We start from the raw sequence: 25,020 nt of genomic DNA, 5'->3' as shown, positions 1-25,020 counted from the left end.
AGTCATTTGTCCTTTGTCCTTTGTTATTTACCAATGCCCAATGCCCAATGCCCAATGCCCAATGCCCAATGCCCAATTAGAATGGAGATAACTATAGCTTAATATTTTCACTCATTTACTCTATGTCAGTTTTAGCAGCGATCGCAGTTTTGGCTGTTTTAATCTTGGTACACGAGTTGGGACATTTTGTTGCAGCCCGTTCTCAAGGCATTCTCGTTAACCGTTTTTCTTTGGGTTTTGGCCCAGTTCTTTTGAAGTATCAAGGTTCACAAACCGAATATGCTGTCCGCGCCTTTCCTTTGGGCGGCTTTGTGGGCTTTCCTGATGATGACCCCGATAGCGATGTTCCACCCAATGACCCAAATCTGTTGCGTAATCGTCCAATTTTAGACCGGGCGATCGTTATCAGTGCCGGAGTGATAGCAAATTTAATATTTGCCTATTTGGTGCTGGTTCTGCAATTAGGCATCGTTGGCATTCCCAAGGAATTAAACTATAAGGCTGGTGTCGTTGTCCAGCCTGTTAATCAAGAATCTGTTGCCTACCAAGCAGGAATTCGGGAAGGAGATATTATTCTGGCTGTTAACGGTCAAGAACTCCCGGCTTCTGACAAGTCAACTCCTTTGCTGACAAAAGAAATTCAAACTCATCCAAATCAGCAAATCGAACTGAAAATTCAGCGTGAAAACCAACAACAATCCATAAAATTAACGCCAAAAGAGGGAGCCGATGGCAAAGGTGTAGTTGGTGTGGCGCTTAGTCCTAATGCTACAGCAATTTATCGCCGTCCTAATAGTCCTTTTGAAATTTTTGGTCTTGCTGCTAACAGGTTTCAACAATTATTTGTTGGGACACTGAGCGGTTTTGGACAGTTGATTACCAACTTTCAACAAACTGCTGGACAAGTTTCTGGGCCGGTTAATATTGTCAAAATTGGTGCAAAATTAGCTGAGGACAATACTGTAAATCTGTTGTCTTTTGGGGCAATTATCAGCATTAACTTGGCTATTATCAATATTTTGCCTTTGCCAGCCTTGGATGGCGGACAACTGGCTTTCCTGCTGATTGAAGGCTTGCGCGGTGGTAAGCCTGTTCCGGCTCGCATTCAAGAAGGTGTAATGCAAACTGGTTTAGTGTTACTCTTAGGGCTAGGAATTTTTCTGATAGTTAAAGAAACTACTCAATTAACTAGCCAATTGGAGTGGGTACAAAAATTGTTCCAGTGAGCATTACCCGCAAATCGTTATCTAAAAAGCAACGGGCGATAGAAATTTTAGCTCGCCTGAAGCGTCTTTATCCAGATGCTACTTGCTCTTTGAACTACTCAACACCAGTACAATTGTTGGTGGCAACTATTCTCTCTGCTCAGTGTACTGATGAACGGGTGAATAAAGTAACACCAGCTTTATTTGAGCGGTTTCCTGATGCTGCTAGTTTAGCGATCGCTGACTTGGTAGAATTAGAAAATTTGGTGCGTTCAACAGGGTTTTATCGCAATAAAGCCAAGAACATTCAAGCCGCCTGTCGGATGATTGTTAATGAGTTTGACTCTGTTGTTCCCAACCAAATGGAACAGTTGTTAAAGCTTCCAGGTGTGGCGCGGAAGACAGCAAATGTAGTTCTGGGTCATGGTTACGGCATTAATGTTGGCGTAACGGTAGATACTCACGTCAAGCGCCTTAGCGAACGTTTGGGTTTAACCCAAGCAAAAGACCCTGTTCGGATTGAGCAAGATTTAATGGGTTTACTGCCGCAGCGTGATTGGGAAAATTGGTCAATTCGGCTGATTTATCATGGTCGTGCTATTTGTAAAGCACGCTCTCCTATTTGCGTTGCTTGTGAGCTTGCCGACTTATGCCCTGCTGCTAATAAGCCAATGGTTGTAGGGTAAGCGACACAAGTAATCCCAGAATTGATGGAGAAACTGTAGAATAGAGAACGGTGTCTTTAAATAAGTTCGAGAATAATGGCAAAGAAGAGCATGATTGAGCGCGAGAAAAAGCGCACTAGGTTGATAGAAAAGTATGCTGACAAGCGGGAAGCTCTTTTGGAAGAGTTCAAAAGTGCAGCATCTCCCCTAGATAAGTTGGAAATCCACCGCAAGATTCAACAGCTACCCCGGAATAGTGCGCCCACCCGCCACCGCAACCGTTGTTGGTTGACTGGTCGTTCTAGAGGTGTTTACCGCGATTTTGGGTTGTCTCGGAACGTGCTGAGAGAATGGGCGCATGAAGGTCTATTGCCTGGAGTTGTTAAGTCTAGTTGGTAAAAAGTGATGAGTGATGAGTTATGAGTGATGAGTTATTAATTGAGACAAACCTAACTTCTAACTCCTAACTCCTAACTCCTAACTATTTATTATTGACCACAACATTTATCAATTCCCAGACTCTCTAAGAGTAGATCGCTGACGGCGTTAGCGATCGCAAACTCTCCATAAAAGCTATTGGAAAAATCATACGACTGCATCTCTGTGACAATGGCAATTACCAGAGAACCAAGGTCGTTTTCTCCTTCCATCCGTTGACGCACAAAAATCTGTGCGGCTCGTTGGGCGATGTTTTGGTTGACTGCTTCGGGGATAAATTCTGTATCTAGCCATCGTTGTAGGCGTTCTCGTAACCATTCACCTTCGAGCAAGGGGTTTTCAGGCGGTGGTAGGGTAATGGGGGGAATTGGTTGAGTCATTTTTTTTAAACGCAAAGGGACGCGGAGGGAAACGCAGAGGAACGCTGAGGTTGACTGTTAACATCAAATTGCGTTTCTCTGGTGTTTTTTTTATATTTATTTATGGAATATGATATCGCGGCTATTGTTGAGGGTTATGCACAAGGCTATTTTCTCATGGCTGATGAACACGATCGCCTGAGTTGGTACGGAAGTTGCGATCGGACTTTTATTCCTTTGGATGAACGGTTTCGCTACCCCAAGTCTTTGCAGCGTGTCCTGAATCAAGAGCGTTTTAGTGTGGCGATTAATCGGGACTTTCAAGCTGTGGTGGCTGGGTGTGCTGACAGAGAGACAACTTGGATTTCACCGGAATTACAAAAGATTTACTGGCTACTTTACCAGAGTGGTTATGCTTATAGTTTTGAAACTTGGCAAGGTGACGAATTAGCTGGGGGAATTTTAGGGATTGTTATTGGTGGGGCTTTTATTGGAGAGTCGATGTTTTACCGCATTCCTGAAGGCTCGAAGGTAGCGATGGTAAAGTTGGTGGAAAGATTACGCCAGAGAAAATTTGTGTTTTTCGATGCCCAAATGATGAATCCCCATTTGGAGAGGTTTGGGGCTTATCAAGTTGAAGATGAAGAATATCAAATGCTACTAAAGCAAGCGTTACAACGTCGTTGTTTTTTGGTATAGTTCCGTAAACTTTTTAACATAGCTTTTCCTGTTATGTAAGAATAGTGCTTAAGCTTTTCCTGTTATGTAAGAATAGTGCTTAAGCGAGGTCAAATTTTATAGGACATTTAATTCAGTAGCTTTTTCAGGCTTAGGGCGCAATTTCGAGGTTATTTGTGAGAAGCCGAGATTGGGATAATAAAGTTTTCCATGAGTAACGAAAAATCTGATTCTACACTTCAATTTAACTTACTTGATAATGGAGTTGACTTCATACTTAAGGGTATAGATGAACTCTTTGATGAAGACCATGTGCTTAGAGAGTATTCCAGCGCTACAGATATAACTATAAGTAGCTACAAGTATGGTGTGTTGCATCTATTCTCTGGCTTTTTATTGCTTCTCAAAGAACGTCTTTCCCGTCGTTTACCAGAACTTATCTTTAAAGGGCGAGTCAATGAAGTAAAACAAAAAATATCTTCTGGCAAGACTCCTAATACAATTGACCTGGATGAAGCATTAGAAAGGCTTGAGATTGGCCCAAAAGTTATATTTTCTAACGATGAGCTTGAAGTAATTAGGACTGTTCAGGATATTAGAAACCAGTTTGAGCATTATAAAGTTTCCACTAATAAATATCGTTTATGGACGAATATTTCAAAGTTTTTGGAGTTGATTGATAGATTTCTTGTTAACGAGCTTCAAATAAATATTGAAGCTTCATCTGAAAGCTTAGAACTTCAGAAAAAAATACATACTATTGATTCAATATGGAAACGTATCGAACAACAAAAAAAACAAAAGTGGAATCAAGATATTCAGCTTAAAGTTAGAAAATTTAAGCGTAACCATAGTCGTATTCTTCAAGAAATAGAGCAAGAATATAGAGTCAATAAAGGAGCATACTTTCCATTTACGATATGCCCAGATTGCTATCAAGAAACTCTGATTACTCTTGGGGAATTTGAAGGTATCTGTAGCAACTCAGAGTGCAATAGTATTAATCCTCTAACAGAGTGTGGTAGATGTGGAGAAGTCATGACAGGTTTTTCCTGGAACTTTGGTTTTTGTGAGTCTTGTTCCGAGTGGATGGATGGACAGTAACACTATGCACCACAGCATAACAATTCAATTTGAATTCTACATTGCTAGAAGCATTAGAGCTTTTGCGATCTGGTGAAGTGTTAGTCGAAATCAGAGGGGATTAACGGTGCAGGCTAAGAAAAGCGATCAAGAACTAGGATTGATGAGTCGATACACGATGATTGTTCAATGGTTTGATGAAAATCAGCTTTTCTTAGTCACAATTCCAGAGTTTGCCGATCGCGTTATTATGCCTTGCACTCATGGCAAAACTCGTGAGTAAGCTATTCGTAATGGCGAAGAAGTGATTGAAATGTACTTGGAAGCTTGGCAAGTAGAAAATGAATCTATTCCTGAACCTAGCACGCTTCAAATTGCCTGATTACCAAGCAATTCAACACTTGCAACTTAAGAAGCGTCTACCTTATATACTAGGTTAAAGACTATCTCCGAGTGAAACCGTATGTCAGACTTACTTGGAAGAATTACAGTTAATCCCAAACAATGTGGTGGTCGTCCCTGTATCCGGGGCATGAGAATTCGAGTATCAGATATACTCGACTTGTTTGCGGCTGAACTGAGTGCCGAACAAATTCTAGAAGAAATGCCTGATTTAGAAGCGGATGATCTTAAAGCAGCACTTGTGTATGCTTCACGTAAGCTCAATCATCCCGTTTTGGTTGCATGACGATCTGGGTAGATGCACATCTGTCACCCGCAATTGCAATTTGGATCACCACCACATTCGGCATAACCGCATTAGCTTTGCGTGATGTTGGGCTAAGAGATGCCGAAGATTCTGAGATTTTCGAGGCAGCTAGGGCTAGAGGAGTCATTTTCATCACCAAAGACAGTGACTTTGCTGACTTAGTTGATCGTCTTGGAACACCGCCACAAGTTATCTGGTTAACATGTGGCAATACGTCAAATACCCGATTGAAAGAGATTTTGAATTCTACATTGCTAGAAGCATTAGAGCTTTTGCGATCTGGTGAAGCGTTAGTCGAAATCAGAGGGGATTAACGGTGGAGGCTAAGAAAAGCGATCGCAGTCTAACAAACCTACTGCACCTGAAGCTTCTTAAGCTACCCTAAACATAATAATCGGAAAACTAGCCTTGTTATGAGTGTTGTAATCTCAGACGAAATTCTCCAAGCATCTCAGCTTACTCCAAGCGAGTTTTGTCAAGAAATTGCGCTGTTCCTATTCCAGACAGGGCGCTTAACGATAGGCTACGCGAGTCAGCTAGCGGATATGCAACCCAATACTTTTCGCCAACTCCTCAAGCAGCGAAACATCCCTCTCTACTCTTATGACGTTGATGACTTGGAATTGGATTTGAAAAATCTGCGAGAGCTTGGAAGGCTGTAATTGTTATCAGCATAATCTCTCTGAGATGGATAGAGCGATCGCACTCTCAAATCCCTTACACTTTTTCTTCAGTAACTAATGTCAGACTAACCCATTCACCTTTATCGTTATAGCTGCGAATCATCCTCTGACGCAGATTTGACTGGATTAACCAACCCGCTTCCAAAAATAATGGTTGACGTAATTGCACCTTGAGGGGAGAAGTTGCAGAAGCGCCATCAGGTAACAATAATACTTGTACTTGCTTTTCGGGATCTTGGTCAAAAAGAATGATGGAACCTTTGATAGTAGCAGTTGAGGTAATTGTACGTTCCCCAAAAGAGGTACTTTGAATTAATTGCCCAGTATCATCAAGTTGTATTTTCAAAGTTGTAGAGTAAATATCAGGCGAACGCAAATCTCGATATATTGTCACTGCTTGTCCTTGCCATTCACCCAACAAGTCATTTACTTGCAAGGGTGGAGGTTCTGTTGCTGGGGTTCCTGCTAAATGTTCTCGAATTAGAACTAATCTACTTAGATTACCAGCCTTATCAAACAGTTGCACCAGACGTAAGCGGCGATTTTCATGAACAAAAGCGAGTTCTGCACCGAATTCGGAAAATGGCGCTAGCTGAATTAAACCTTCAGAAAAAGAACCATTTTCAAAAAATAGTAAGCCCCCTCCCACTGAACTATATTCTTTAACTAAATCATCTCGTCCCGAACGGCACAAAGTTAATAGCACTGTTTGGTTATTGTTCAAACCTTCTAGGGAAAGATGGCTAGGAGTATCGTTCAGAAGTATACCCTCGGCAGAAAAGTTGGTAAATGAACCTTCCCATACACCGAGATTTTGCAGCAAACATTCCCATTGCGATTTCATAAGGTTTTGTCATTTGTCATTTGTCATTTGTCCTTTGCAATGCCGCAATGATTAATGATTAACCTTTGGCAAAACGTCGGACAGCGAATAAGCTTCCTATTAATCCTACAGCTGCACCAAAGCTTAAGAGAATTAGGGGCAATAGTAATATTTCTCTTGGAGTGAGTTGCACCCCGTTGGTAATAGCTTGAATAAACTCAGGTTGATTAGCTAGCAACTTACCGATAAACTGTTGAATTACAGAAATAAAACTCCAAGCGATCGCACCACCAACTAAACCAAAAGCAATCCCTTGTAAAATAAATGGCAGGTAAATCCAAACCGAAGTTGCTCCCACTAGTTGCATAATTTCAATTTCTTGCCGTCGCGCCATGACAATCAGCCGAATTGTCGTAGTAGTCACTGCGATCGCTGTTAAAGTCAGAATAATCGTAATTGTTAAAGTAATCCAGTTCAGACCTTGGTGCAATTGGGCAATGCGTTTGACTGCTTCATCCACATACTGCACCGTTTCAACTCCTGTTAACTTAGCCAGTTGCGTTGCCAAAGTTGGTACAACTTGAGAATTACGCGCTTTCACCTTTATCTCATCAACCAAAGGATTCTCACCTAGCTGCTCGGTAGCACCTTCAATATCAGAAATTCTCATTTCCTTAACTAACTTAGTCCAAGCCTGCTCTTTGGTAATGGTTTGCATCGTCGCTACCTCTGGCATTTTTGCGATCAGTGGTTCAATGCTTTCGGCTTGCCTATCTGGTTCGAGATAAACTGAAACTTCTAGCTGGCTACCGAACTGATAGAGGAGTTTTTCAACTTGCCAAGAGGTTTGCAAACTCAAGCCAAATAAAAACAGTAACACCGTAACAGTACTTACAGCTGCCCAATTCATCCAACCTCCCCGCAATAAACCGAGGAAAGTTTCTTTGAGCAGGTAGTCAAGTTTGGTGAAAGACTTAAACATAATTCGTAATTCGTAATTCGTAATTAATAATTCCCAATTCCTAATTCCCAATTCCCAGCTTGATAGAATTAGAGTAGTAAGAATTTTCACCACTAGCCATCAAGACTCATGCCCTCTGAAATTGCTGTAGAGAAAAAAAAGTTAAAAAATCCACCTTTGGAGCTTCATTATTTAGGCGATCGCGTGCTGCGTCAAGCTGCAAAGCGAATTTCGAAAGTAGATAACGAGCTTCGCCAGATGGTGCGCGAAATGCTGCAAACCATGTACAGCAAAGATGGCATTGGTTTGGCTGCGCCCCAAGTGGGAATTCACAAACAACTAATTGTTATCGACCTGGAACCAGAAAATGCCGCTAATCAGCCCTTGGTGTTGATTAACCCCACTATCAAACAGGTAAGCCGCGACATCTCTGTTGCCGAAGAAGGATGCTTGAGCATTCCCAACGTATATCTAAATGTAAAGCGCCCCGAAGTCGTGGAAATCGCCTATAAAGACGAGTATGGTCGTCCCCGGACATTAAAGGCTAATGACTTGTTAGGACGCTGCATTCAGCACGAGATGGATCACCTTAACGGCGTGGTATTTGTAGACCGTGTAGAAAACTCCTTGACTTTAGCCCAGGAGCTATCTAAGAATGGCTTCTCGTATCAAGCGGTGAAACCAATAGCATAGGGGATTAGTAGTGTATTTAACTCCAAAAAGCGGTTTATTTCTGGGTGGTTCTTGTGTAAGTGCAATAGCAGCTGTCGGTTCGATTTTTGAACTCAGCTACGGACGGCCAGATTTTGGTTTCACAGCCACTGCGATTATCCTGGCATTGAGCATTCCACTCACAGGATTATTTTTCTTTGCCGCAGTGAAGGACGCAAGGGCTAACATGAAATAAGCATCAGGTATATAAAAAAGGTAAAAGGGTGAAACAAAGGCAAAGTTTATCCTTTTACCTTTTATTTTTACTCTGTATCTTCCACTGCGCCTAAAGCTTTTAGGGTCACTAACTGCGTTGCGGTTAACCCTGTTACCCCGGTGATATTCATTCCTTCATAGGGTCTTAGCGATCGCAGTGTTTTTCTACACTCACCTGTCAATACATCCCAAAGCTTAATTGTCTCATCTTGGCTACCGCAAATCAGGGTTTGACCATCGGGGCTAAAGGCAACTGACCTGACCCAATTTGCTCCCTGCAAGGTTTTGAGGCATTTACTAGTATGGACATCCCATAATTTTACCGTTTGGTCTGCACTGCCACTAGCTAAAAGTTGACCATCGGGACTAAAAGCTACTGACCATACCCGATTAGTATGTTCTTGTAAAGTTGTGAGGCACTGGCCATTATGGACATCCCATAACTTCACAGTTTGGTCGTCACTGCCACTAGCCAAAATCTGACCATCGGGACTGAAAGTAACTGACCTGACCCGATTACTATGTCCCTCCAAAATTTGGAGACATCGTCCTGTATGAATATTCCATAACCTGACTCTTTGGTTTTCACTGCCACTAGCCAAAGTTTGACCATTGGGACTGAAAGCAACCGATCTTACCCAAGTAGTATGCCCTTGTAAGGTTCTAAGGCATTTTCCAGTGTGAACATCCCATAATTTCACTGTTAGGTCGTCACTACCGCTAGCTAAAATTTGACCATCAGGACTGAATGCAACTGACCTAATTCGATTGGTATGTTCCTGCAACCTTTTGAGGCATTTTCCAGTGTGAACATTCCATAATTTCACAGTTTGTTTTTCACTGCCACTAGCTAAAATTTGACCATCGGGACTGAAGGCAACCGACCGTACCCAACTGTTATGCCCCTGCAAAATTTTGAGGCATTTATCGTTACGGACATCCCATAATTTCACAGTTTGCTTTTCACTGCCACTAGCCAAAGTTTGACCATCGGGACTGAAAGCAACTGACCTGATTCGATTGGTATGCCCTTGCAAGCTTGTCAGGCATTTTCCTGTGTGGACATCCCATAACTTCACTGTTTGGTTCTCACTACCACTAGCCAAAGTTTGACCATCGGGGCTAAAAGCAACTGACATTACCCGATTGCTATGCCCCTGCAAGGTTCTGAGGCATTTTCCCGTTTGGACATCCCATAACTTCACTGTTTGGTCGTCACCACCGCTAGCTAAAATTTGTCCATTAGGGCTAAAGGCAACCGACCACACCCGATTGCTATGTCCCTGCAAGGTTGTCAGGCATTTTCCTGTATGGATATCCCATAACTTTACTGTTTGGTCGTCACTACCACTCGTTAAAATTTGACCATCAGGACTAAAAGCAACTGACCTTACCCAACTGCTATGCCCCTGCAAGATTTTGAGGCATTTTCCCGTTTGGACATCCCATAATTTTATTGTTTGCTTTTCACTGCCACTAGCCAAAGTTTGACCATCAGGACTGAAGGCAACTGACCTGACTCGATTGGTATTTCCCTGCAAAGTTTTGAGGCATTTTCCCGTGTGGACATCCCATAACTTCACTGTTTGATCTTCACTGCCACTAGCTAAAATTCGACCATCGGGACTGAATGCAACTGACCTTACCCAATTGCTATGTCCCTGCAAAGTTGTGAGACACTTACCATCTTGGACATCCCATAACTTCACTGTTTGGTCATCACTGCCACTAGCTAAAATTTGACCATCGGGACTAAAGGCAACTGATTTTACCCAACTGCTATGTCCAGTAAAAGTAAAAAGTAGCTTTCCATTTTCAACTTGCCATAAGTAAGTCTTGCCATCAGCATCACCTGTAGCTAAAAGTTTTCCATCTGGGCTAAATGCCACTGACGAAATACTAACTAATGTTTCTGCAAAAACGGACTTAGTTAAATCAGCGTTGGCAAAATTCACTTGATGCAAATTCACACTTTGTAAATATGCTTGCCAAACAGTTAGATTAGAAAAGTCATAGCCGCTTAAATCAGTTTGTAGCTGACAAAGCATATTGAGCAGATTTCCACCTGCATATCCTGCTGTTTGTGGAGTCTGATTTTGTAGGGAAAATAAAATTTTAGATAGGTGAGTTTCTAGATTTTTAGTAAATCTAAAAATTGTTAATAACCTATCTATAACTGGCTTAATAATAAGGGTAAATTGAGCGTTACGAATATAATCTTTGGCCGTTGCTTCCATTAAAGCATGGCTCAGAAATAGTCTAATCTCACTAGTGGTAATTTCGTGACAAACCTCTTCAACTAATCGCTCAGTCATATACTCCATCACCACAGACTGGAGGGTGAAAAGTGCCGTTCTTTGTTCAATTAGCGATCGCCTACGTAGTGATTCTAGCGCCTCCATTACTTCCCTTTTTTGCAAGGGACGCACAGTATCATCTAGCAATTCTTCCAGAGAAACTAACTCACGCTTGATTGCTAGCCAATAAATTATTTCTTTTTCTATCTCTGACAACCGCTCAAATTGCTGATCTAATAATTTCCGGGTGTCGCCAAAAATTATCTCCCCTTCAGCAATAAAGGCAGCGATATCACCATCAAATAACTCCCGAATTGGCTCAGAAACGAGTTTTAATGCTAAGGGATTACCTGAATACTTCTCAATCAGTTTGCCCCATTCCTGCTGTGAACCAAATAATCCTTTGTCTTGGAGGATTTCTTGCCCTTCTGTTTCTCCCAAGCCAACTAAGGATAATGTTCTGACTGGTGATGCTTCTCCTTCTAAAGGGGCAAATTCTTTTGGTTTTTCTCTAGAAGTCAGCACCAAGCAGCTTTGATGTGGTTCCTCCCCTATCCGTTGGAGTAGTTGACCATAATCTTCATATTCATGTCTATATTCTCCGGCGCGATCGCCTTCTTGTAAAATAGTCTCTGCATTATCTAATACCAAAAGACAACGACGCTTTCGTAAATAATTAATCAGCAGAGTTACTCGACCATCTACATTTTCTGCTAACTCCGTTTCTCTCTCATCAGATAAAAAATAGATCAAGTTTGCCAACATCTCTGATACGGGTGGCGCATTGCGGAGACTTCGCCAAATCAGGTATTCAAAATTCTCCTGAACTTCCTTTGCTAACTTCACAGATAAGGCAGTTTTGCCAATTCCACCCATGCCCAATATTGCCACCATTTGGCAGTTATCCTTGATTAGCCACTGCGTTAGCTGAGATAATTCTGCTACACGTCCATAAAAAACGCAGATACCAGGCGCTTGCCCCCAATCTTGGTGGTGTTTGGCAATGAGTTTCTCATTCAGTGAAGATGCTTGATATTCAAATTCGATAACTTGTTGTAACTTAGTGAGCTTACCTGGACCGCTACCAGTAACATTAAATTTTTTGTAAACTTCGCTTAATCTTTTGCGTACAGCCTCGGCGCTGATTGTCAATTCCTTTGCGATCGCATTTGGCGATTGTCCTTGAACAGCATACAAAAAGACCTCTACCTCGCTGCTAGACAAGCATCGTTTTTGGGCTAAAGTTAAAAGAACGTTTTCAGAAATCACACTCACCTTTACACTCACACTCGCTACACACCAATGTTACCTCACTAGGTGAGACAACATTACTGCTAAAAGTGAGTATTCATTGAACGCGGTGGGAAACTTCGTCTATGAGGGATCTGATTTCAGGCATATTTGTGGCATCTTGATGCTGTTTAAATAATTTTCTCTCTAGTTTGCCTTGACCTAAGTAACTTAGTTACTTTATAGTGAATTTAACAGTTTAAAATAGTAACTTAGTAAGGCTACGGGCAAAAAAGAGACTTAGATAAGTCAAAACTTACGCAATATTTTTTTGAAACTTTGATTTCTACGCTTCTCTACGAGAAACTTCTCTTTCAGAGACGCTAACGCGAACACCAACGTGAACGGGAACTAGGTTTATTTCATAATTTTGCGTAAGTCCTGTGAGTAATAAGTAAAGGTAGAAAACGTCGATTCTTAAAAAGGAGAATTGCGAGGGTTCAATGCGCGTAGTGCGTATTATGTGCGATTACGGGCATTGAACGCCTAATTTTAATATCAAGATTGCCTTGGCAATTGATTCAAGGAGTTTAATTTTTCATTATCTGCAAATATCAAGCCCACATTCCGCAGCATTCCAACTGTAACTCTTGAGTAGGACTGTTGTTTAGCTTGACTTGGTGGGAGCAACACTGTGGGTATTAGCTGTTTCCTTAGTGTGGTCGGGGAAGCACTACCTGCTACCTAGATTCAACTTTCAAAACAGGAAAAAAAGGATGAAACCCAATTTTAAAGACAATGATAGTCTGCTGTTGAGGTGGTTTTTTAAAGGACTCAAGTATTTTCTACTGGCCCTGCTGGGTCTTGCAGTAGTCTTTGTTGTGTCTCACACTTTTGGGGCTATCACGATAGTTGCGATGCTTTTATCCGAAATTGTCTGGATATGGGTTGCAAGGATAGCAATTTCCCTAGTCTGTCTATTTGCGATCGCCATGATTATTGAGTCTTGGGGTTAACAGAACAGGGTTACTATTCAAGGCTAATGCTCAAACTTATTAAATAGCCTTTGGCTAAATTTCATTCAGTCAAAGGCTTTATAACTTTTCATTGGCATATTATATCATGCCCAACAACAGCAACGGCTTTGGTGGAGAAACACTTTCGCCACTTTTACGGCTGCTGAAAACTCCCACCTCAGACATTAGGCAAGTGGGAGAGTTTACTCATTCAATTAGCGGTCATCGCTCTCTTGCAGCTCTAAAGCGATATTTGAGTGTGAGTGAGATGAACAGAACACCATCTCTGCCCTAGCTTTTTAAATTAGCAATTCGTGTACAACTTATTAATTTAAAGCTGAAATTCTTAACTATAGATACATTCACACTAAAGACATATTTTTCTTTTTCCAAAGTATAAAATAGCTATTAAAAATCTAATTAAATTGATATATTTTCTGGAATTCTACTCTGTACATTTGTAGCTTTGTACAGAGACTAAGCAGTACTACTGAAACTTAAAGGAGTTATACAAACATGAAGACAGTATCAGTAACTATATTTTTATGCCATAACAGTAAAGATAAAAACTTGGTAAATAAGTTTCATACTTATCTTGATAATAAACGCTATTCTTTGAATTTTTTTAAAACTATAAAAGTAGTATCATGGCTAGATCAACACAGAATTACTCCTGGAGATAAGTATAAAATAAATATTAGTGACGCAATCACTGAATCAAAAATAATTTTGATTTTTTTAAGTGAAAATGGATTAGGTCCTTTTCAGATAAAAGAAATATTTGATATACAAAAAGAGGTAAAAAAAGACCAAAAAAATAAGAGTGATAAAAGAGTAATTCCAATTCTTCTTCGAGGCATTGAAAAATATGAAGATATTAAAATAGCATTTGATAACACTAGTGAAAAAAGCAAAGAAGAAAAAACAGAATTTAATAACATTAACAATCTTAATAATATAGAAAATATAGAAAACATAGAAAAGGGAATTCAAGCTTTTTTACAAGATTATCATTGGATAAAAATAAAAGAACATGAATTTTATTTGGGAAAAATAAAAATTAAGTTAGCACTTCCGTTTATTTGGAAATTATGGGCTTTTAGTGAATTAGAAAAAGCTATCAAATTAGCTTGTAAAGATGACTTAAAGGATAACATTACTATAAGGATGCCTTATGTTATATCTGGAGGGTTAGTATTAGCAGTCATAGGTTTATTAGGTAGTATATCATTTGCAATTCCTCCTAATATACCTAAAAATAATAAAACTATAGATCCAATAATTCCCAGTCATACTCCTGAATTTAAATTTGTTTTAGAGCCAAGAATAGAGCGCGGTGGTAATTTTAATAATGGACTCGCAAGAGTAAGAATTAATGGTAAGGCAGGTTATATAGATAGAGAAGGTAATACTCAAATTCCGCCAAATTTCGATGGAGCTTTAGACTTTTCTAAACCAGATAATTTAGCATTAGCATGGAAATATGGAGAAAATAGAGGCTTTATTAACAAAAAAGGCGAATACCAAATTAAACCTCAGTATGGTTATAATAGGGTTGGCCAGTTTTCTGAAGGTAAAGCATATATATGCCATGTTTCTACTTGTGGATATATAGATACTAGTGGCAACGAAGTTATTAAACGAAAATTTACAGGTGCTGGTCAATTTTCTGAAGGACTTGCCCCAGTTAAAATTGATGGCAAGTGGGAGTACATCAATAAAGCTGGTACTTTTTCAATTCGTCAATCTTTTGACGAAGCTTACCAATTTAGAGAAAGTCTAGCACCAGTAAAAAAAGATAATCAATGGATATACATTGATAAAGATGGAAAACCTATAATTGAAGGAAAATTTGATAAGATTAGTTACTTTTCAGAAGGTTTAGCTGCTGTAAAACAAAATAATAAGTGGGGTTATATTAACCGTCAAGGTAATATCGTCATTCAACCACAATTTGATGAACCTAGAGATACCCGTCGACGATTTGACTGTGATGCCACAGACATAATCAGTAACAAGGCTGAGTGTAAACATTTAGATAATAAGCACGACTTTTCAGAAGGTTTAGCTGCTATATACATGAATGGTAAGTGGGGTTATATTGACCGTCAAGGTAATCCTGTCATTCAACCACAGTTTTCTCAAGCTAATAATTTTTCAGAAAGATTGGCTTATGTATGCCAGGGTGAGGAGCAGGATAAAAAATGTGGCTATATCTCTCATCCAATCAAAACTTTAATTACTAAAACATCAACTGGGTTCATAAACTTGCGGGGCACTCCAAGTATTAAAGGAACTTTGCTAGATAAAATACGAGATGGTAGTTCTATAACCATCCTGAATGAAAAAATAAATTCTGTTAAAGAAACTTGGTATGAAGTCGAAGCGAATAATAAGGTTGGTTGGATTTGCTCAGACTTACTCAAGTAATTTAGGCTCTTGAAATTTACTTAAGGGAGTTCCAAAAAATAAAACTAGCAATAAATAGAATAATAATCGTTTTTAAAGGGAGGAGCAGCCAATGGTTACTCCTCCTTACCCAATTTGTAGTAAATTTAATTTAGATTCCTAATTTGGGTGTTCAAATTGGTTTACGACCATACCAAAGCTACTAAAACAAAACTCTGATAATATTTAAAAGTCTCATTTGATAGGAGATTAGAATAATGTCTAGTAATATTAATTATTTGCCGTATTTCCGAATCTATATTGTTTGGCATCAAAAGTTTTTTAATGGTTTGGAGCTTGCAAAACATCTCTTTAGCAACATTTGTGGAGACCCAAAGCATCCTTTATTACAGGGGCTTGGAATTCCGGTTCACTTTTGTTCAGTACCATTTACAGAAGAAACTACTTTACCCAAGCCGATAAACATCAAAAAATGTCTCAATTCTGCCATTTTCATATTTGTAGATAACAATATGGTAGTTTGCGACAATTGGCGAGCATACATTGAACAACTCTATGATAATAAAGATTTAATAAATCCCTACCACCACATTTATCCTGTAGCATTTACAGAATATTTCTATAATTTGAGTCAAAAACTGAATAAAATTCAATTTATAGAAGGAATTTATGGGGAAAGTGATGTTACTCAACAAAAAGAAAAGTTACTGAGGAATATTCTACATATATGTTGTAGACAAATGAAACAAATAAAACAAATTGAGGAAAATATTTCTTTAGATAATGATATAACAGCACCTGTAAAACTATTCCTTAGTTATACTAGACATGATGGACATGAAATTACAAAAAAAGTTCATGACTGGATTAACAAAGATCAGATTTTGAACACTTTTTTAGATACTAAAGATATTCATTCAGGATATAATTTTGTACAAGAGATTGAAAAAGTTTTAAAATCTTGTGCTATGCTGATCTTCCAGACTGATGCCTATGCTTCACGTTATTGGTGTCATTGGGAAGTTTTGACAGCTAAAAAATATAAAATTCCTATTTTGGTAATTAATGCTATTAAAGCAGGAGAAGAACGCAGCTTTCCGTATTTAGGAAATGTTCCTACTGTTACTTGGCAAGAATCTCAAATATATTTAATAATTAGAAAAATATTACTTGAAGTATTGCGGCATCAATATTTTCCAAAATATGTGGATAACTTGAAAAAAATTCGCAATATTCCAGAAGAGACAATAGTTTTACCTTTTGCTCCTGAACTTTTGAATTTAGTACAATATTGGCAGGAAAATAAACAACGTGAGGAGACGCTAATAATGTACCCTGATCCTCCTTTAGGGGATAATGAAATAAACGTACTAAACTTGGTAAATTCAAATATAAAAGCTTGGACTCCTTCTCAGCCTGTAACTTCAATTGCTACAGATGATTTTAAAAAGCCACTTTCAGGCAAAGTTGTTGGTATTTCTATTTCCGATAGTCCCGATCTGGCAAGGCTTGGTTTTAGTGATTATCATCTCAAACGTGCTTTGCTCGAAATCAGTCGTCATCTACTTGCTCAAGGGGCAAGCGTAGCATACGGTGGCGACCTTCGCCAAGATGGTTTTACACAGGATTTGATTGAGATGGTCAAAGCCTACAATCAGCAGGAAAATAATAAGCTTGAAAAGAAGATACTCAGCTTTCTTGCTTGGCCACTACATTTAAAAGTAAAAGAAGATGTTACCTGGCGGGCACAATATAGGAATGAAATTTCAATTCAAGCAATTCCTCTTCCAGAAGATATCAAGCAGCAACCTTTTGAGATTAACGACCAGGAGTTTCTGAAGCCAGAAGGCAAAGAAAATTGCTATGTTTGGATGCGTTCTTTGACAGCAATGCGAGAACAAATGGCAAAACAAATTGATGCAAGAATTATTCTTGGAGGTCAGGTTACTAATTATAAGGGAGTATTTCCCGGTATTGCTGAAGAAGCAGCGCTAACACTAAGCAATCATAAGCCTTTGTTTGTATTAGGTGCATTTGGTGGCTGTGCTAAGGCGGTAGGAGAAGCTTTACTGGGAGCTACTCCACTGGTATTGACATGGGAAGAGCAAGCTGCCCAAAGCCAGACTTATGCTGAGACAGTTGAGTTTTATAACCAACGTTCTCGTCTAGGTTCTCCTCATCCAGCTATTGATTATAATGCTTTAATTAAGACTTTTCATGATACAGGTTTACAGGGTATGAACAATAAATTAGAGGAGTCAGAAAATAGAGCTTTATTTGAGAGTGAAGATTTAGATGAGATGATTTACTTAATTTTAAAGGGGCTTCAAAAGCAGACATGAGAACTATAGCAATCCTAAATGAGATTGTGAGATGAGTTGTGGAGGCAGGTAATAGGCAATAGGAAAGGGGAAAGAAGGCTTCTTAGTTGTACTGATTTTTTTCAAAAATCAAATACTAGCCCTAATATATTTGTGAATGCAGTAAAAAATACCTTTTTTTTACAGATAGCCTGCCAAGGGTGAGTTACAGACCAGAATTTACTTCTAAAATAGAAGAATGCTGTCAACTCCTACTCAACTACTGCGACTGTCTCAAGGACAACTCAACTTACTAGAAGCTTGTCCGCGTAAATTCCAACATACCTATCTAGAAAAACTCAATTCGCCCTCAAATCCAGAACAAGAAGAACGGCAAACTTTGGGTAGTCGTTTTCACTTGCTAATGCAGCAGCGAGAAATGGGTTTGCCAATTGATAGTTTCCTGCAAGCAGATGCTAAACTGCAAAGCTGGATGTTAGCTTTTGCCGATGCAGCCCCAGAAATTTTAACGTCTGCATCTGATAATCAAACTTTCCGTGAGAGTGAACACTACCGGACTCTGCAAGTCCAAGATTATTTGTTAACGGTTGTCTATGATTTATTGATTGCAGATAACCAACAAGCGCAAATTCTCGACTGGAAAACTTATCCGAAACCACCCAATAAACGCAAGTTAGAATCCAACTGGCAAACACGGCTTTATCTGTATGTATTGGCAGAAACTAGCGACTATTTGCCAGAAAATATTTCCATGACTTACTGGTTTGTCCAATCTGAGGGGAAGCCGCAAAATATTAAATTTAATTACAATACTGTTCAACACAAACAAATAGCAAACAAACTTAATCAACTATTAAGTCAGTTAACGCGTTGGTTGAAAGATTACCAAAATAATCAGCAGTTTCCTCAAGTAGTGGAGGGTAGCAAAAACTGTAATTTTTGTCAGTTTGTTAAACGGTGCGATCGCACACAAACTACTGAAGAAGCAGTGAAAGACTCATTGCCAAATTTTGACAGCATTCAAGAAGTCTCACTCAACCCCATATAAAGGATGTTGTCAAGTCCAATAGGGCTATAAAATTACAATTTCTAAATTTATGTCAAGCTTTGACGAAACAGAAGCGATTTATGTACGCGAATTAGGAATTGATGACATTGCTCCCATTTACCATTTGGGAGAAGGGTTATTTACCAGCGATTTATATCCTTATTTATACCGCACCTGGGACGAATGGGAGGTAATTGGACTTTACAACACCGATCCAGAATATTGTCTTGTGGCCGAAACAGGCGGAGAATTAGCAGGATTCATTTTAGGAACCATCATCACCAAAGCATCCTGGACTTATGGATATATTTTATGGCTAGGAGTTAGTCCGAAGTATCAGCGTCGGGGAGTAGCAGACAAGTTGGTTGATAAAGTCGTCGCCCGGATGATTGAAGATGGGGCGCGGTTTATGCTGGTAGACACTGATCCCACCAATACTTCAGCATTAAAGTTTTTTAACCGTAAAGGTTTTGGTAATATCCGCCAGCATATTTTCTTGTCGATGAATTTAAGCAAGCATGAATATTATGGCAGATTGATTGATTACGAACACCAAAAAGCTGAAAGAGCAGGTTACAAGCGCTCGCGTCCAGCAATTCGCGCCCGTAAACCCGATAGCGTCGCTAATGAAGTAGTTCTCAATCCCCTAGCAGGTGAATCTCAAACAACCGAAGATCAATCTCCGATTTAACAATGCCAGAACAACAGCAGTGGACTATAGTAGCAACCGAACAACCCCCGGAGTGGTTTATCCAAGCGGTGAAACAGCATACACCCGCATCAAGTGGAATATATGCAGCGCAATTGTTGTGGCAACGGGGAATTAAAGATCATCAACAATTAACAGCTTTTATCAATCACAAAGCTTATCAACCAGCGAGTCCGTTTGAGTTTGGGCAAGAAATGCACTTAGCGATCGCCCGGTTGCAACAAGCATATAATACCAAAGAAAAAATTGCCATTTGGGGAGACTTTGATGCTGATGGTATTACCGCCACATCGGTACTTTGGGATGGATTAGGACAATTTTTCAAACAAAATACTCAGTTAATTTACTACATTCCCAATCGCCTGAAAGAATCACACGGACTTAATAATCAAGAGATTGATAACCTAGCAAAACAAGGTTGCAAATTAATTGTTACTTGCGACACAGGCAGCACAAACATTGAAGAAATTATCTATGCTAAACAACTAGATATAGATGTAATAGTTACAGACCATCATACTTTACCCGCCGAACGCCCACCCGTTGCAGCAATTATCAATCCCCGCTATTTGCCAAGGGAACATCAGCTGTTTAATCTTTCTGGGGTAGCGGTAGCTTATAAATTAGTTGAAGCACTATATCAAAGTCTGCCGAATATTGCAAAACATCCGTTAGAGGATTTATTGGATTTAGTAGCAGTAGGATTAATTGCCGACTTAGTGCAGTTAAGCGGAGATTGTCGCTATTTAGCACAGTTGGGGATTCAACGACTGCAAGCAGATTTTCAACAGCCGCCAGCAGCGCGTCGCCGTCCGGGGGTGGGGCGATTATTAGAATTGTGCCAAAAAAATGGCGATCGCCCCACAGATATTTCCTTTGGTTTGGGGCCAAGAATTAACGCCGTCAGCCGCATCCAAGGCGATGCCAGTTTTTGCGTTGAATTATTAACTAGCCGGGATACCAAACGTTGTAACGAACTAGCCGAAGTTACAGAACTCGCAAACACCCGCCGCAAATCTTTGCAAAAAGATGTGCAAGCGCAAGTAGCACAGAAACTTACTCAATTAGACTTATCAACCACCAGCGTCATAGTCCTAGAAGATGCCCAATGGCCTGCGGGTGTATTGGGTCTAGTTGCTGGACAGGTAGCACAAGAAACAGGTCGCCCGACTATTTTGTTAAGTACGGAAGGGAGTGGGGAATCGGGAGTAGGGAGTGGGGAAGAAGATTCCGCCCCTACTCCCTTAGCAAGGGGTTCCGCCCGTTCGGTGAACTCCGTCGATTTATACCAACTGGTGAAAGATCAAGCCCATCTGTTACATCGCTTTGGAGGACATCCTTTTGCAGCAGGTTTGAGTTTGTTGGTGGAGAATATTCCTTTATTTACAGCCGCGATTAATCAGCAGTTGCGGCAATCTTTAGGTAGTACAACCCTAACGCCAACCGTGCAAGCAGACTTGACGGTAACAGTAGCAGACTTGGGGAAAGAGTTATTTTTAGAACTGAAACTGCTAGAACCTTGTGGAATGGGTAATCCTGTTCCGAAATTGCTAATTCAAAATTGCTGGTTTGAAAATGCTTGGCATCGCAATCAGCAGGATTGGCAAGGGAAAAAGGTACAGTACATTAAAACCGAGTTTGACATTCGAGATGATTCCGGCAGAAGTGCTTTTCCTGGTATATGGTGGGGACACTACAAAGATGAATTGCCCATAGGAAGGTGTGATTGCATAGCAGAATTAGATTACAACACCTTCAAAAAACGTTATGAAATCAGATTAATTGCCGTGCGTCCAAGTGTTAACTCAGCACTAAGCACTCAGCATTCACCACTCATCTTAGACTTGCGAAATCAAGAACACTCAGAAAAGGCTAAGACCTGCTACACTAACACAAGTCAAGACAGGCTCAACGCCCCACTAACAGCATTGATTCTTGAAGATTGTCCCACCAATTGGGATAATTTACGCGTATGGTTGCGGCGATCGCTTTACAATCAGCAACAATTAGCGATCGCTTGGTCTAAACCCAACCACCAATCGCCTAATCAAATTTGGCTAACTCTTGTCGGAATTGCCAAATATCTTAGCCGCACTAATCAACCAGTTACCCGCGTCCAACTTTTAGAGAAAATCGGCATTAGCGACCAAACCTTACTTGTAGGCATCAAAGCTTTAAAATCTTTAGGGTTCACAGTCAAACGAGAAGATAATTATTTACAAATTACCTGGCATCCAAGCGATAGTGCAGAAAACGTTGCCGATGCAGCAGTGGCAAGATTTTTAGCTGCTGTCAGAGAAGAACAATTTCAGCAACAATATTTTGCCCAAGTGCCTTTATCTACTATTGTTGCGATCGCAAGCTATGATAACTTGGTTTAAAAAATGTCATTACAAAGAAATTGGTGGGATGGATACCTTACAGCAGCTCTAGGAGGTCTAACGGGGGCTGTAGCATTGCTGAATTTAGGCGGTTATCTAGGGATTGTTTATGCAAAGAAATTTATGCCAAATGCTGAACTAGAGGGAGTTATCCCGCCTTTTATAGGACAGGTTAGCGGGTGGTGGATTGGAGAAGTACTAGGATGTTGGGTAGCTTTGCGGTTACGTCGCCACAGTAGGGCAAATAAAACAGCTACTATGTTGGCAATACTTACCCCTTTTGGGATATTCTTCTGGCTGCTGTTTCATATTGTCTTTTTGAACTGGATAAGAGGCGGTATCGATGATTTAGAGTTTGCACAGCTAAATAACAAACTTAGACCGATAACAGTATGTTTTATAGCCATTGCTTTAGCGGGGATTGCACGGTTTTTAACAAAACCACTTCCTCCTACACATAGAGAAAATTAGTATATATTTACACGCTGGTTGAGCTAATATCTGAAAAGCTCCTATTGAAATATTCTTAGCGGCTAGTGTTAAACACCGGTTAATATAACTAATTGCGCTCTAGCTGAAGTCTTAAAATTTACAGTAATGTTTGATGTTTAAGTTGTAATTATGCTAACCAGTGTTGACCGTTTATTATTTGTCCGGCGAGTCCCAATTTTTAAAGAATTGCGGGATGATTTTATTGTGCGGCTCACTTCAGTAATGAATGAATTGTCATTTCCGGCTAATTACACCATCTTTCGCCAAGGAGAAGAAGGGCGATCGCTCTATATTGTTGTGTCAGGAAAAGTTAAAGTTCACATCGGCAATAAACAACTTGCAGAGGTGGAACAGGGAAAATACTTTGGTGAGATGGCAGTATTTGATACTCAACCTCGTTCCGCTAGCGCAACGACTTTGGAACCTTGCGAATTTTTAGAACTGACGCAAGAGCAACTTTATGATGCAATCGAAGAAACTCCTGAAATTGCGGTGAATATCATTCGTGAGTTATCCCGTTTGATTCGGAAGTTGAATGATGATATGAATGTGACTTCTTTGCGAAGTTAATAATCCAGTCAATCTTGAATAGTCAAAAGAAAGTAAATCTAACGAAATTAATAGAAGAAAATCAGAAAAATCATGGCAGCAGACGCGGTAATCTTGCGCCTAGAAAAGCTTACGGAACAGCACGCCGAGATCCTCTACTCTTGTATAAGCAACCCACATCTGTACGAATATCTTGAGGATCAAATTCCGACTTTCATGGAAGTTAAGCAAAAATTCAAGTTTGCCGCGCTAGAAAAATCACCCGATAACGAGACTATGATCTGGTTGAAATGGGTTGCGATAACTCCCCAAAATCAATATGTTGGTGTTGTGGAGATAGGTATTTTTGATGATCAATATGCAGAAATCGGTTTTATGACATTTGTTGGTTTCCAAAACCAGGGATACGCTAAAATATACAGTTCTTTAGCAATCGCTGAAGCCGAACAACGCTTTAGTCTATGCACACTACACGCATCGGTGAACGAGTGCAATATTGCCTCCCGTAAAGTGGTCGAAAAACTTGGGTTCAAGTTGTACAAAGTAAATCGAAATGCAGAGTGTATCAAGGGCAAACTTTCTGATGAATTCATTTACCGCTTGACCTTGTAAGGTTCTTGTTATGAATCTTAGAGGATGTTTGGAAAGTTTAATTTTTACTAGCCCTGGCAACTTTTTACAAAAGACGGCGAGAAAGCCCATTACATTTGCATAGAGCGATAAACCAAAGGTAGGGGTGAATCCAAGTTTTCCTGATTTGCCTGCTTTATAACTGTAGTAATTAGGTGATGGTGTGATGACAGATGACAGACAGGATCAGTCGCAGCAGCATTGTTTGTTAGAAGTAACGCTTGACAACGGCAACCACCAAAATCAAGATGGCGGCGATCGCAACTTTGGCAAGGTTCAGACATCCATTCTGTCCCCCGGAAGCGATTAAAAGCAGATGATTCAAACCAAATCCAATCTAGTGAATGGTTACGGACGTTAGCAAATTCTAGTTCTGGAATTGAACTGGCGGCTTGGCAAGGTAACACATCGCCATTAGGAGCAACAACTAAAGCTCGATTACCCCAGCCACTCATACATGGTTTGGGATAATCTTCATAGTAGTCTGGAAGCACATATAAGATGCCCATTGGGCAGATATTGCGCTTTCTAGCTAATGCCACTGCGGCATCTGCTCGTTCTAGCTGCTGGCGGGTGGGTAGTAAAACAGTACGGTTGCGATATGCCCAGCCATAATACTGAGTGTTCGCTAATTCAACTCGGTCTGCTTTTAAAACCTCACACAGCTCTAAAATCTCATCAATCCTGTCTAAATTTTGCCGATGCAGAACAAAATTAAGTGTCAACGGAAAACCCAAAGCTTTTACTAATCTTGCTGCCTCTATTTTTTGCTTAAAAGAGGGAGTTCCAGCAATATAGTCCGACTCAGCAGCACGACTATCTTGGATACTAATTTGTACGTGATCGAGTCCGGCATCACGCAGCTGCGTAGCTCGTTCTGGAGTTAACAGTGTAGCAGCAGTAATCAAAGTGGTATATAGTTCGGCTTTGGCTGCTGCGGCCACAAGTAATTCTAAATCTTTTCGTAGTAGTGGTTCGCCGCCGGTCAAGCCAAGCTGTAACACACCCAAGTCCGAGGCTTGCTGAATTACTCGCAACCAATCCTCGGTGGAAAGCTCTTGACGATACTGGTTATCGCCATAATTAAGCGGGTTGGAGCAGTACGGACAACGCAGTGGGCAGCGATACGTTAATTCTGCAATTAAGCTTAAAGGTCTATCAATTGTCATAAAATTAAAATTGAACAAAAATAATAAACAACACCCCGAATTTAATAAACGGTTGCCCGAATTCAATAAACAACACCCCGAATTCAATAAACGGCTGCCCGAATTCAATAAACGACACCCCGAATTCAATAAACGGCTGCCCGAATTCAATAAACGACACCCCGAATTCAATAAACGGCTGCCCGAATTCAACAAACGACACCCCGAATTCGATGAACATACCTTTGACATTTGGGCT

The 25,020-nt window shown here is 40.1% G+C and carries 26 protein-coding genes and 1 pseudogene; 21 read left to right on the top strand and 6 right to left on the bottom strand.

Going from position 1 to position 25,020, the window contains the following annotated elements:
• The first annotated feature begins 122 nt into the window (after nt 1-122).
• The 3 genes from rseP (at nt 123) to rpsN (ending at nt 2,269) form a co-directional block, all read left to right on the top strand.
• A complete protein-coding gene (rseP, locus tag H6G96_RS20305; protein WP_190913123.1) occupies nt 123-1,226 on the top strand; it encodes an RIP metalloprotease RseP in 1,104 nt (367 codons plus the stop codon).
• Nucleotides 1,202-1,891, top strand: coding sequence for an endonuclease III (nth, locus tag H6G96_RS20300; RefSeq protein WP_190913122.1), 690 nt, complete (start codon nt 1,202-1,204; stop codon nt 1,889-1,891). The genes rseP and nth overlap by 25 nt, the downstream gene beginning before the upstream one ends.
• Nucleotides 1,892-1,966: 75 nt before the next feature.
• A complete protein-coding gene (gene rpsN, locus H6G96_RS20295; protein WP_190728168.1) occupies nt 1,967-2,269 on the top strand; it encodes a 30S ribosomal protein S14 in 303 nt (100 codons plus the stop codon).
• Nucleotides 2,270-2,358: 89 nt separating this feature from the next.
• Here rpsN and H6G96_RS20290 read toward each other — a convergent pair whose 3' ends face one another.
• The gene (locus tag H6G96_RS20290) at nt 2,359-2,688 is read right to left on the bottom strand and encodes a hypothetical protein (protein ID WP_012410384.1); all 330 of its coding nucleotides are present in this window, start codon (nt 2,686-2,688) and stop codon (nt 2,359-2,361) included.
• A 102-nt stretch (nt 2,689-2,790) separates the two neighbouring features.
• Here H6G96_RS20290 and aat point away from each other — a divergent pair, with 102 nt between their 5' ends.
• The 6 genes and pseudogenes from aat (at nt 2,791) to H6G96_RS20260 (ending at nt 5,799) form a co-directional block, all read left to right on the top strand.
• Nucleotides 2,791-3,366, top strand: a complete 576-nt coding sequence (gene aat / locus H6G96_RS20285; protein ID WP_190913121.1) for a leucyl/phenylalanyl-tRNA--protein transferase — start codon at nt 2,791-2,793, stop codon at nt 3,364-3,366.
• A 189-nt stretch (nt 3,367-3,555) separates the two neighbouring features.
• Nucleotides 3,556-4,449 carry a hypothetical protein gene (locus H6G96_RS20280; RefSeq protein ID WP_190913120.1) on the top strand — a complete coding sequence of 298 codons (894 nt, stop codon included), beginning with the start codon at nt 3,556-3,558 and terminating at the stop codon, nt 4,447-4,449.
• Between the two features lie 142 nt (nt 4,450-4,591).
• A pseudogene (locus H6G96_RS42860) lies at nt 4,592-4,810 on the top strand (type II toxin-antitoxin system HicB family antitoxin).
• Between the two features lie 81 nt (nt 4,811-4,891).
• Nucleotides 4,892-5,116: a DUF433 domain-containing protein gene (locus H6G96_RS20270; RefSeq protein WP_190913119.1), complete on the top strand. Its 225-nt coding sequence runs from the start codon at nt 4,892-4,894 to the stop codon at nt 5,114-5,116.
• Nucleotides 5,113-5,451, top strand: coding sequence for a DUF5615 family PIN-like protein (locus tag H6G96_RS20265; protein WP_190913118.1), 339 nt, complete (start codon nt 5,113-5,115; stop codon nt 5,449-5,451). The genes H6G96_RS20270 and H6G96_RS20265 overlap by 4 nt, the downstream gene beginning before the upstream one ends.
• A gap of 99 nt (nt 5,452-5,550) precedes the next feature.
• On the top strand, nt 5,551-5,799 hold the full coding sequence (locus H6G96_RS20260; RefSeq protein WP_190913117.1) for a UPF0175 family protein: 249 nt from the start codon (nt 5,551-5,553) through the stop codon (nt 5,797-5,799).
• Nucleotides 5,800-5,854: 55 nt separating this feature from the next.
• Here H6G96_RS20260 and H6G96_RS20255 read toward each other — a convergent pair whose 3' ends face one another.
• Together H6G96_RS20255 and H6G96_RS20250 are read right to left on the bottom strand one after the other, a co-directional pair.
• Nucleotides 5,855-6,664, bottom strand: coding sequence for a DUF3598 family protein (locus tag H6G96_RS20255; protein WP_190913116.1), 810 nt, complete (start codon nt 6,662-6,664; stop codon nt 5,855-5,857).
• 58 nt (nt 6,665-6,722) lie between these two features.
• Nucleotides 6,723-7,625: an ABC transporter permease gene (locus tag H6G96_RS20250; protein ID WP_190913115.1), complete on the bottom strand. Its 903-nt coding sequence runs from the start codon at nt 7,623-7,625 to the stop codon at nt 6,723-6,725.
• Nucleotides 7,626-7,733: 108 nt separating this feature from the next.
• Between H6G96_RS20250 and def the strand changes: the two genes are divergently transcribed.
• Both def and H6G96_RS20240 read left to right on the top strand, forming a co-directional pair.
• Nucleotides 7,734-8,297: a peptide deformylase gene (gene def / locus H6G96_RS20245; protein ID WP_190913114.1), complete on the top strand. Its 564-nt coding sequence runs from the start codon at nt 7,734-7,736 to the stop codon at nt 8,295-8,297.
• A gap of 10 nt (nt 8,298-8,307) precedes the next feature.
• Nucleotides 8,308-8,511 carry a hypothetical protein gene (locus H6G96_RS20240; RefSeq protein WP_109011114.1) on the top strand — a complete coding sequence of 68 codons (204 nt, stop codon included), beginning with the start codon at nt 8,308-8,310 and terminating at the stop codon, nt 8,509-8,511.
• 67 nt (nt 8,512-8,578) lie between these two features.
• On the opposite strand, the gene H6G96_RS20235 is transcribed toward H6G96_RS20240, so the two are convergent.
• Nucleotides 8,579-12,103 (bottom strand): NB-ARC domain-containing protein, encoded by a 3,525-nt coding sequence (locus H6G96_RS20235; protein WP_190913113.1) that lies wholly within the window; start codon nt 12,101-12,103, stop codon nt 8,579-8,581.
• A 731-nt stretch (nt 12,104-12,834) separates the two neighbouring features.
• On the opposite strand from H6G96_RS20235, the gene H6G96_RS20230 reads away from it, so the two are divergent.
• From H6G96_RS20230 to H6G96_RS20185, 10 genes are all read left to right on the top strand, one after another.
• Nucleotides 12,835-13,074, top strand: coding sequence for a hypothetical protein (locus tag H6G96_RS20230; protein WP_190913112.1), 240 nt, complete (start codon nt 12,835-12,837; stop codon nt 13,072-13,074).
• Between the two features lie 106 nt (nt 13,075-13,180).
• Complete coding sequence (locus H6G96_RS20225; RefSeq protein WP_190913111.1) at nt 13,181-13,369, top strand: hypothetical protein; 189 nt, start codon at nt 13,181-13,183, stop codon at nt 13,367-13,369.
• A 221-nt stretch (nt 13,370-13,590) separates the two neighbouring features.
• A complete protein-coding gene (locus H6G96_RS20220; protein WP_190913110.1) occupies nt 13,591-15,504 on the top strand; it encodes a WG repeat-containing protein in 1,914 nt (637 codons plus the stop codon).
• Nucleotides 15,505-15,740: 236 nt separating this feature from the next.
• Nucleotides 15,741-17,825 (top strand): TIR domain-containing protein, encoded by a 2,085-nt coding sequence (locus H6G96_RS20215; RefSeq protein WP_190913109.1) that lies wholly within the window; start codon nt 15,741-15,743, stop codon nt 17,823-17,825.
• Between the two features lie 217 nt (nt 17,826-18,042).
• A complete protein-coding gene (locus tag H6G96_RS20210) occupies nt 18,043-18,852 on the top strand; it encodes a PD-(D/E)XK nuclease family protein (protein WP_190913108.1) in 810 nt (269 codons plus the stop codon).
• 49 nt (nt 18,853-18,901) lie between these two features.
• Nucleotides 18,902-19,543: a GNAT family N-acetyltransferase gene (locus H6G96_RS20205; RefSeq protein ID WP_190913107.1), complete on the top strand. Its 642-nt coding sequence runs from the start codon at nt 18,902-18,904 to the stop codon at nt 19,541-19,543.
• Nucleotides 19,544-19,545: 2 nt separating this feature from the next.
• Nucleotides 19,546-21,942: a single-stranded-DNA-specific exonuclease RecJ gene (gene recJ, locus H6G96_RS20200; protein WP_190913106.1), complete on the top strand. Its 2,397-nt coding sequence runs from the start codon at nt 19,546-19,548 to the stop codon at nt 21,940-21,942.
• A gap of 3 nt (nt 21,943-21,945) precedes the next feature.
• Nucleotides 21,946-22,413 carry a hypothetical protein gene (locus tag H6G96_RS20195; RefSeq protein ID WP_190913105.1) on the top strand — a complete coding sequence of 156 codons (468 nt, stop codon included), beginning with the start codon at nt 21,946-21,948 and terminating at the stop codon, nt 22,411-22,413.
• 150 nt (nt 22,414-22,563) lie between these two features.
• On the top strand, nt 22,564-23,004 hold the full coding sequence (locus tag H6G96_RS20190) for a cyclic nucleotide-binding domain-containing protein (RefSeq protein ID WP_190730140.1): 441 nt from the start codon (nt 22,564-22,566) through the stop codon (nt 23,002-23,004).
• A 72-nt stretch (nt 23,005-23,076) separates the two neighbouring features.
• Nucleotides 23,077-23,595, top strand: a complete 519-nt coding sequence (locus H6G96_RS20185; RefSeq protein ID WP_190913104.1) for a GNAT family protein — start codon at nt 23,077-23,079, stop codon at nt 23,593-23,595.
• Between the two features lie 89 nt (nt 23,596-23,684).
• Here H6G96_RS20185 and pqqE read toward each other — a convergent pair whose 3' ends face one another.
• Together pqqE and H6G96_RS20175 are read right to left on the bottom strand one after the other, a co-directional pair.
• A complete protein-coding gene (gene pqqE / locus H6G96_RS20180; RefSeq protein ID WP_190913103.1) occupies nt 23,685-24,782 on the bottom strand; it encodes a pyrroloquinoline quinone biosynthesis protein PqqE in 1,098 nt (365 codons plus the stop codon).
• A gap of 4 nt (nt 24,783-24,786) precedes the next feature.
• Complete coding sequence (locus tag H6G96_RS20175; protein WP_190913102.1) at nt 24,787-25,002, bottom strand: hypothetical protein; 216 nt, start codon at nt 25,000-25,002, stop codon at nt 24,787-24,789.
• Nucleotides 25,003-25,020 lie beyond the last annotated feature (18 nt).

This window comes from Nostoc sp. FACHB-892 (assembly GCF_014698795.1).
Taxonomy (GTDB): Bacteria; Cyanobacteriota; Cyanobacteriia; order Cyanobacteriales; family Nostocaceae; genus Nostoc.
This window is presented reverse-complemented; position numbering and strand designations above follow the sequence as displayed.

Coding starts and splice junctions, on each gene's coding strand:
- rseP (WP_190913123.1), top strand. CDS start 123: ATGTCAGTTTTAGCAGCGATCGCAGTTTTGGCTGTTTTAATCTTGGTA.
- rpsN (WP_190728168.1), top strand. CDS start 1,967: ATGGCAAAGAAGAGCATGATTGAGCGCGAGAAAAAGCGCACTAGGTTG.
- H6G96_RS20290 (WP_012410384.1), bottom strand. CDS start 2,688: ATGACTCAACCAATTCCCCCCATTACCCTACCACCGCCTGAAAACCCC.
- aat (WP_190913121.1), top strand. CDS start 2,791: ATGGAATATGATATCGCGGCTATTGTTGAGGGTTATGCACAAGGCTAT.
- H6G96_RS20280 (WP_190913120.1), top strand. CDS start 3,556: ATGAGTAACGAAAAATCTGATTCTACACTTCAATTTAACTTACTTGAT.
- H6G96_RS20270 (WP_190913119.1), top strand. CDS start 4,892: ATGTCAGACTTACTTGGAAGAATTACAGTTAATCCCAAACAATGTGGT.
- H6G96_RS20265 (WP_190913118.1), top strand. CDS start 5,113: ATGACGATCTGGGTAGATGCACATCTGTCACCCGCAATTGCAATTTGG.
- H6G96_RS20260 (WP_190913117.1), top strand. CDS start 5,551: ATGAGTGTTGTAATCTCAGACGAAATTCTCCAAGCATCTCAGCTTACT.
- H6G96_RS20255 (WP_190913116.1), bottom strand. CDS start 6,664: ATGAAATCGCAATGGGAATGTTTGCTGCAAAATCTCGGTGTATGGGAA.
- H6G96_RS20250 (WP_190913115.1), bottom strand. CDS start 7,625: ATGTTTAAGTCTTTCACCAAACTTGACTACCTGCTCAAAGAAACTTTC.
- def (WP_190913114.1), top strand. CDS start 7,734: ATGCCCTCTGAAATTGCTGTAGAGAAAAAAAAGTTAAAAAATCCACCT.
- H6G96_RS20230 (WP_190913112.1), top strand. CDS start 12,835: ATGAAACCCAATTTTAAAGACAATGATAGTCTGCTGTTGAGGTGGTTT.
- H6G96_RS20225 (WP_190913111.1), top strand. CDS start 13,181: ATGCCCAACAACAGCAACGGCTTTGGTGGAGAAACACTTTCGCCACTT.
- H6G96_RS20220 (WP_190913110.1), top strand. CDS start 13,591: ATGAAGACAGTATCAGTAACTATATTTTTATGCCATAACAGTAAAGAT.
- H6G96_RS20215 (WP_190913109.1), top strand. CDS start 15,741: ATGTCTAGTAATATTAATTATTTGCCGTATTTCCGAATCTATATTGTT.
- H6G96_RS20210 (WP_190913108.1), top strand. CDS start 18,043: ATGCTGTCAACTCCTACTCAACTACTGCGACTGTCTCAAGGACAACTC.
- H6G96_RS20205 (WP_190913107.1), top strand. CDS start 18,902: ATGTCAAGCTTTGACGAAACAGAAGCGATTTATGTACGCGAATTAGGA.
- recJ (WP_190913106.1), top strand. CDS start 19,546: ATGCCAGAACAACAGCAGTGGACTATAGTAGCAACCGAACAACCCCCG.
- H6G96_RS20195 (WP_190913105.1), top strand. CDS start 21,946: ATGTCATTACAAAGAAATTGGTGGGATGGATACCTTACAGCAGCTCTA.
- H6G96_RS20190 (WP_190730140.1), top strand. CDS start 22,564: ATGCTAACCAGTGTTGACCGTTTATTATTTGTCCGGCGAGTCCCAATT.
- H6G96_RS20185 (WP_190913104.1), top strand. CDS start 23,077: ATGGCAGCAGACGCGGTAATCTTGCGCCTAGAAAAGCTTACGGAACAG.
- pqqE (WP_190913103.1), bottom strand. CDS start 24,782: ATGACAATTGATAGACCTTTAAGCTTAATTGCAGAATTAACGTATCGC.
- H6G96_RS20175 (WP_190913102.1), bottom strand. CDS start 25,002: ATGTTCATCGAATTCGGGGTGTCGTTTGTTGAATTCGGGCAGCCGTTT.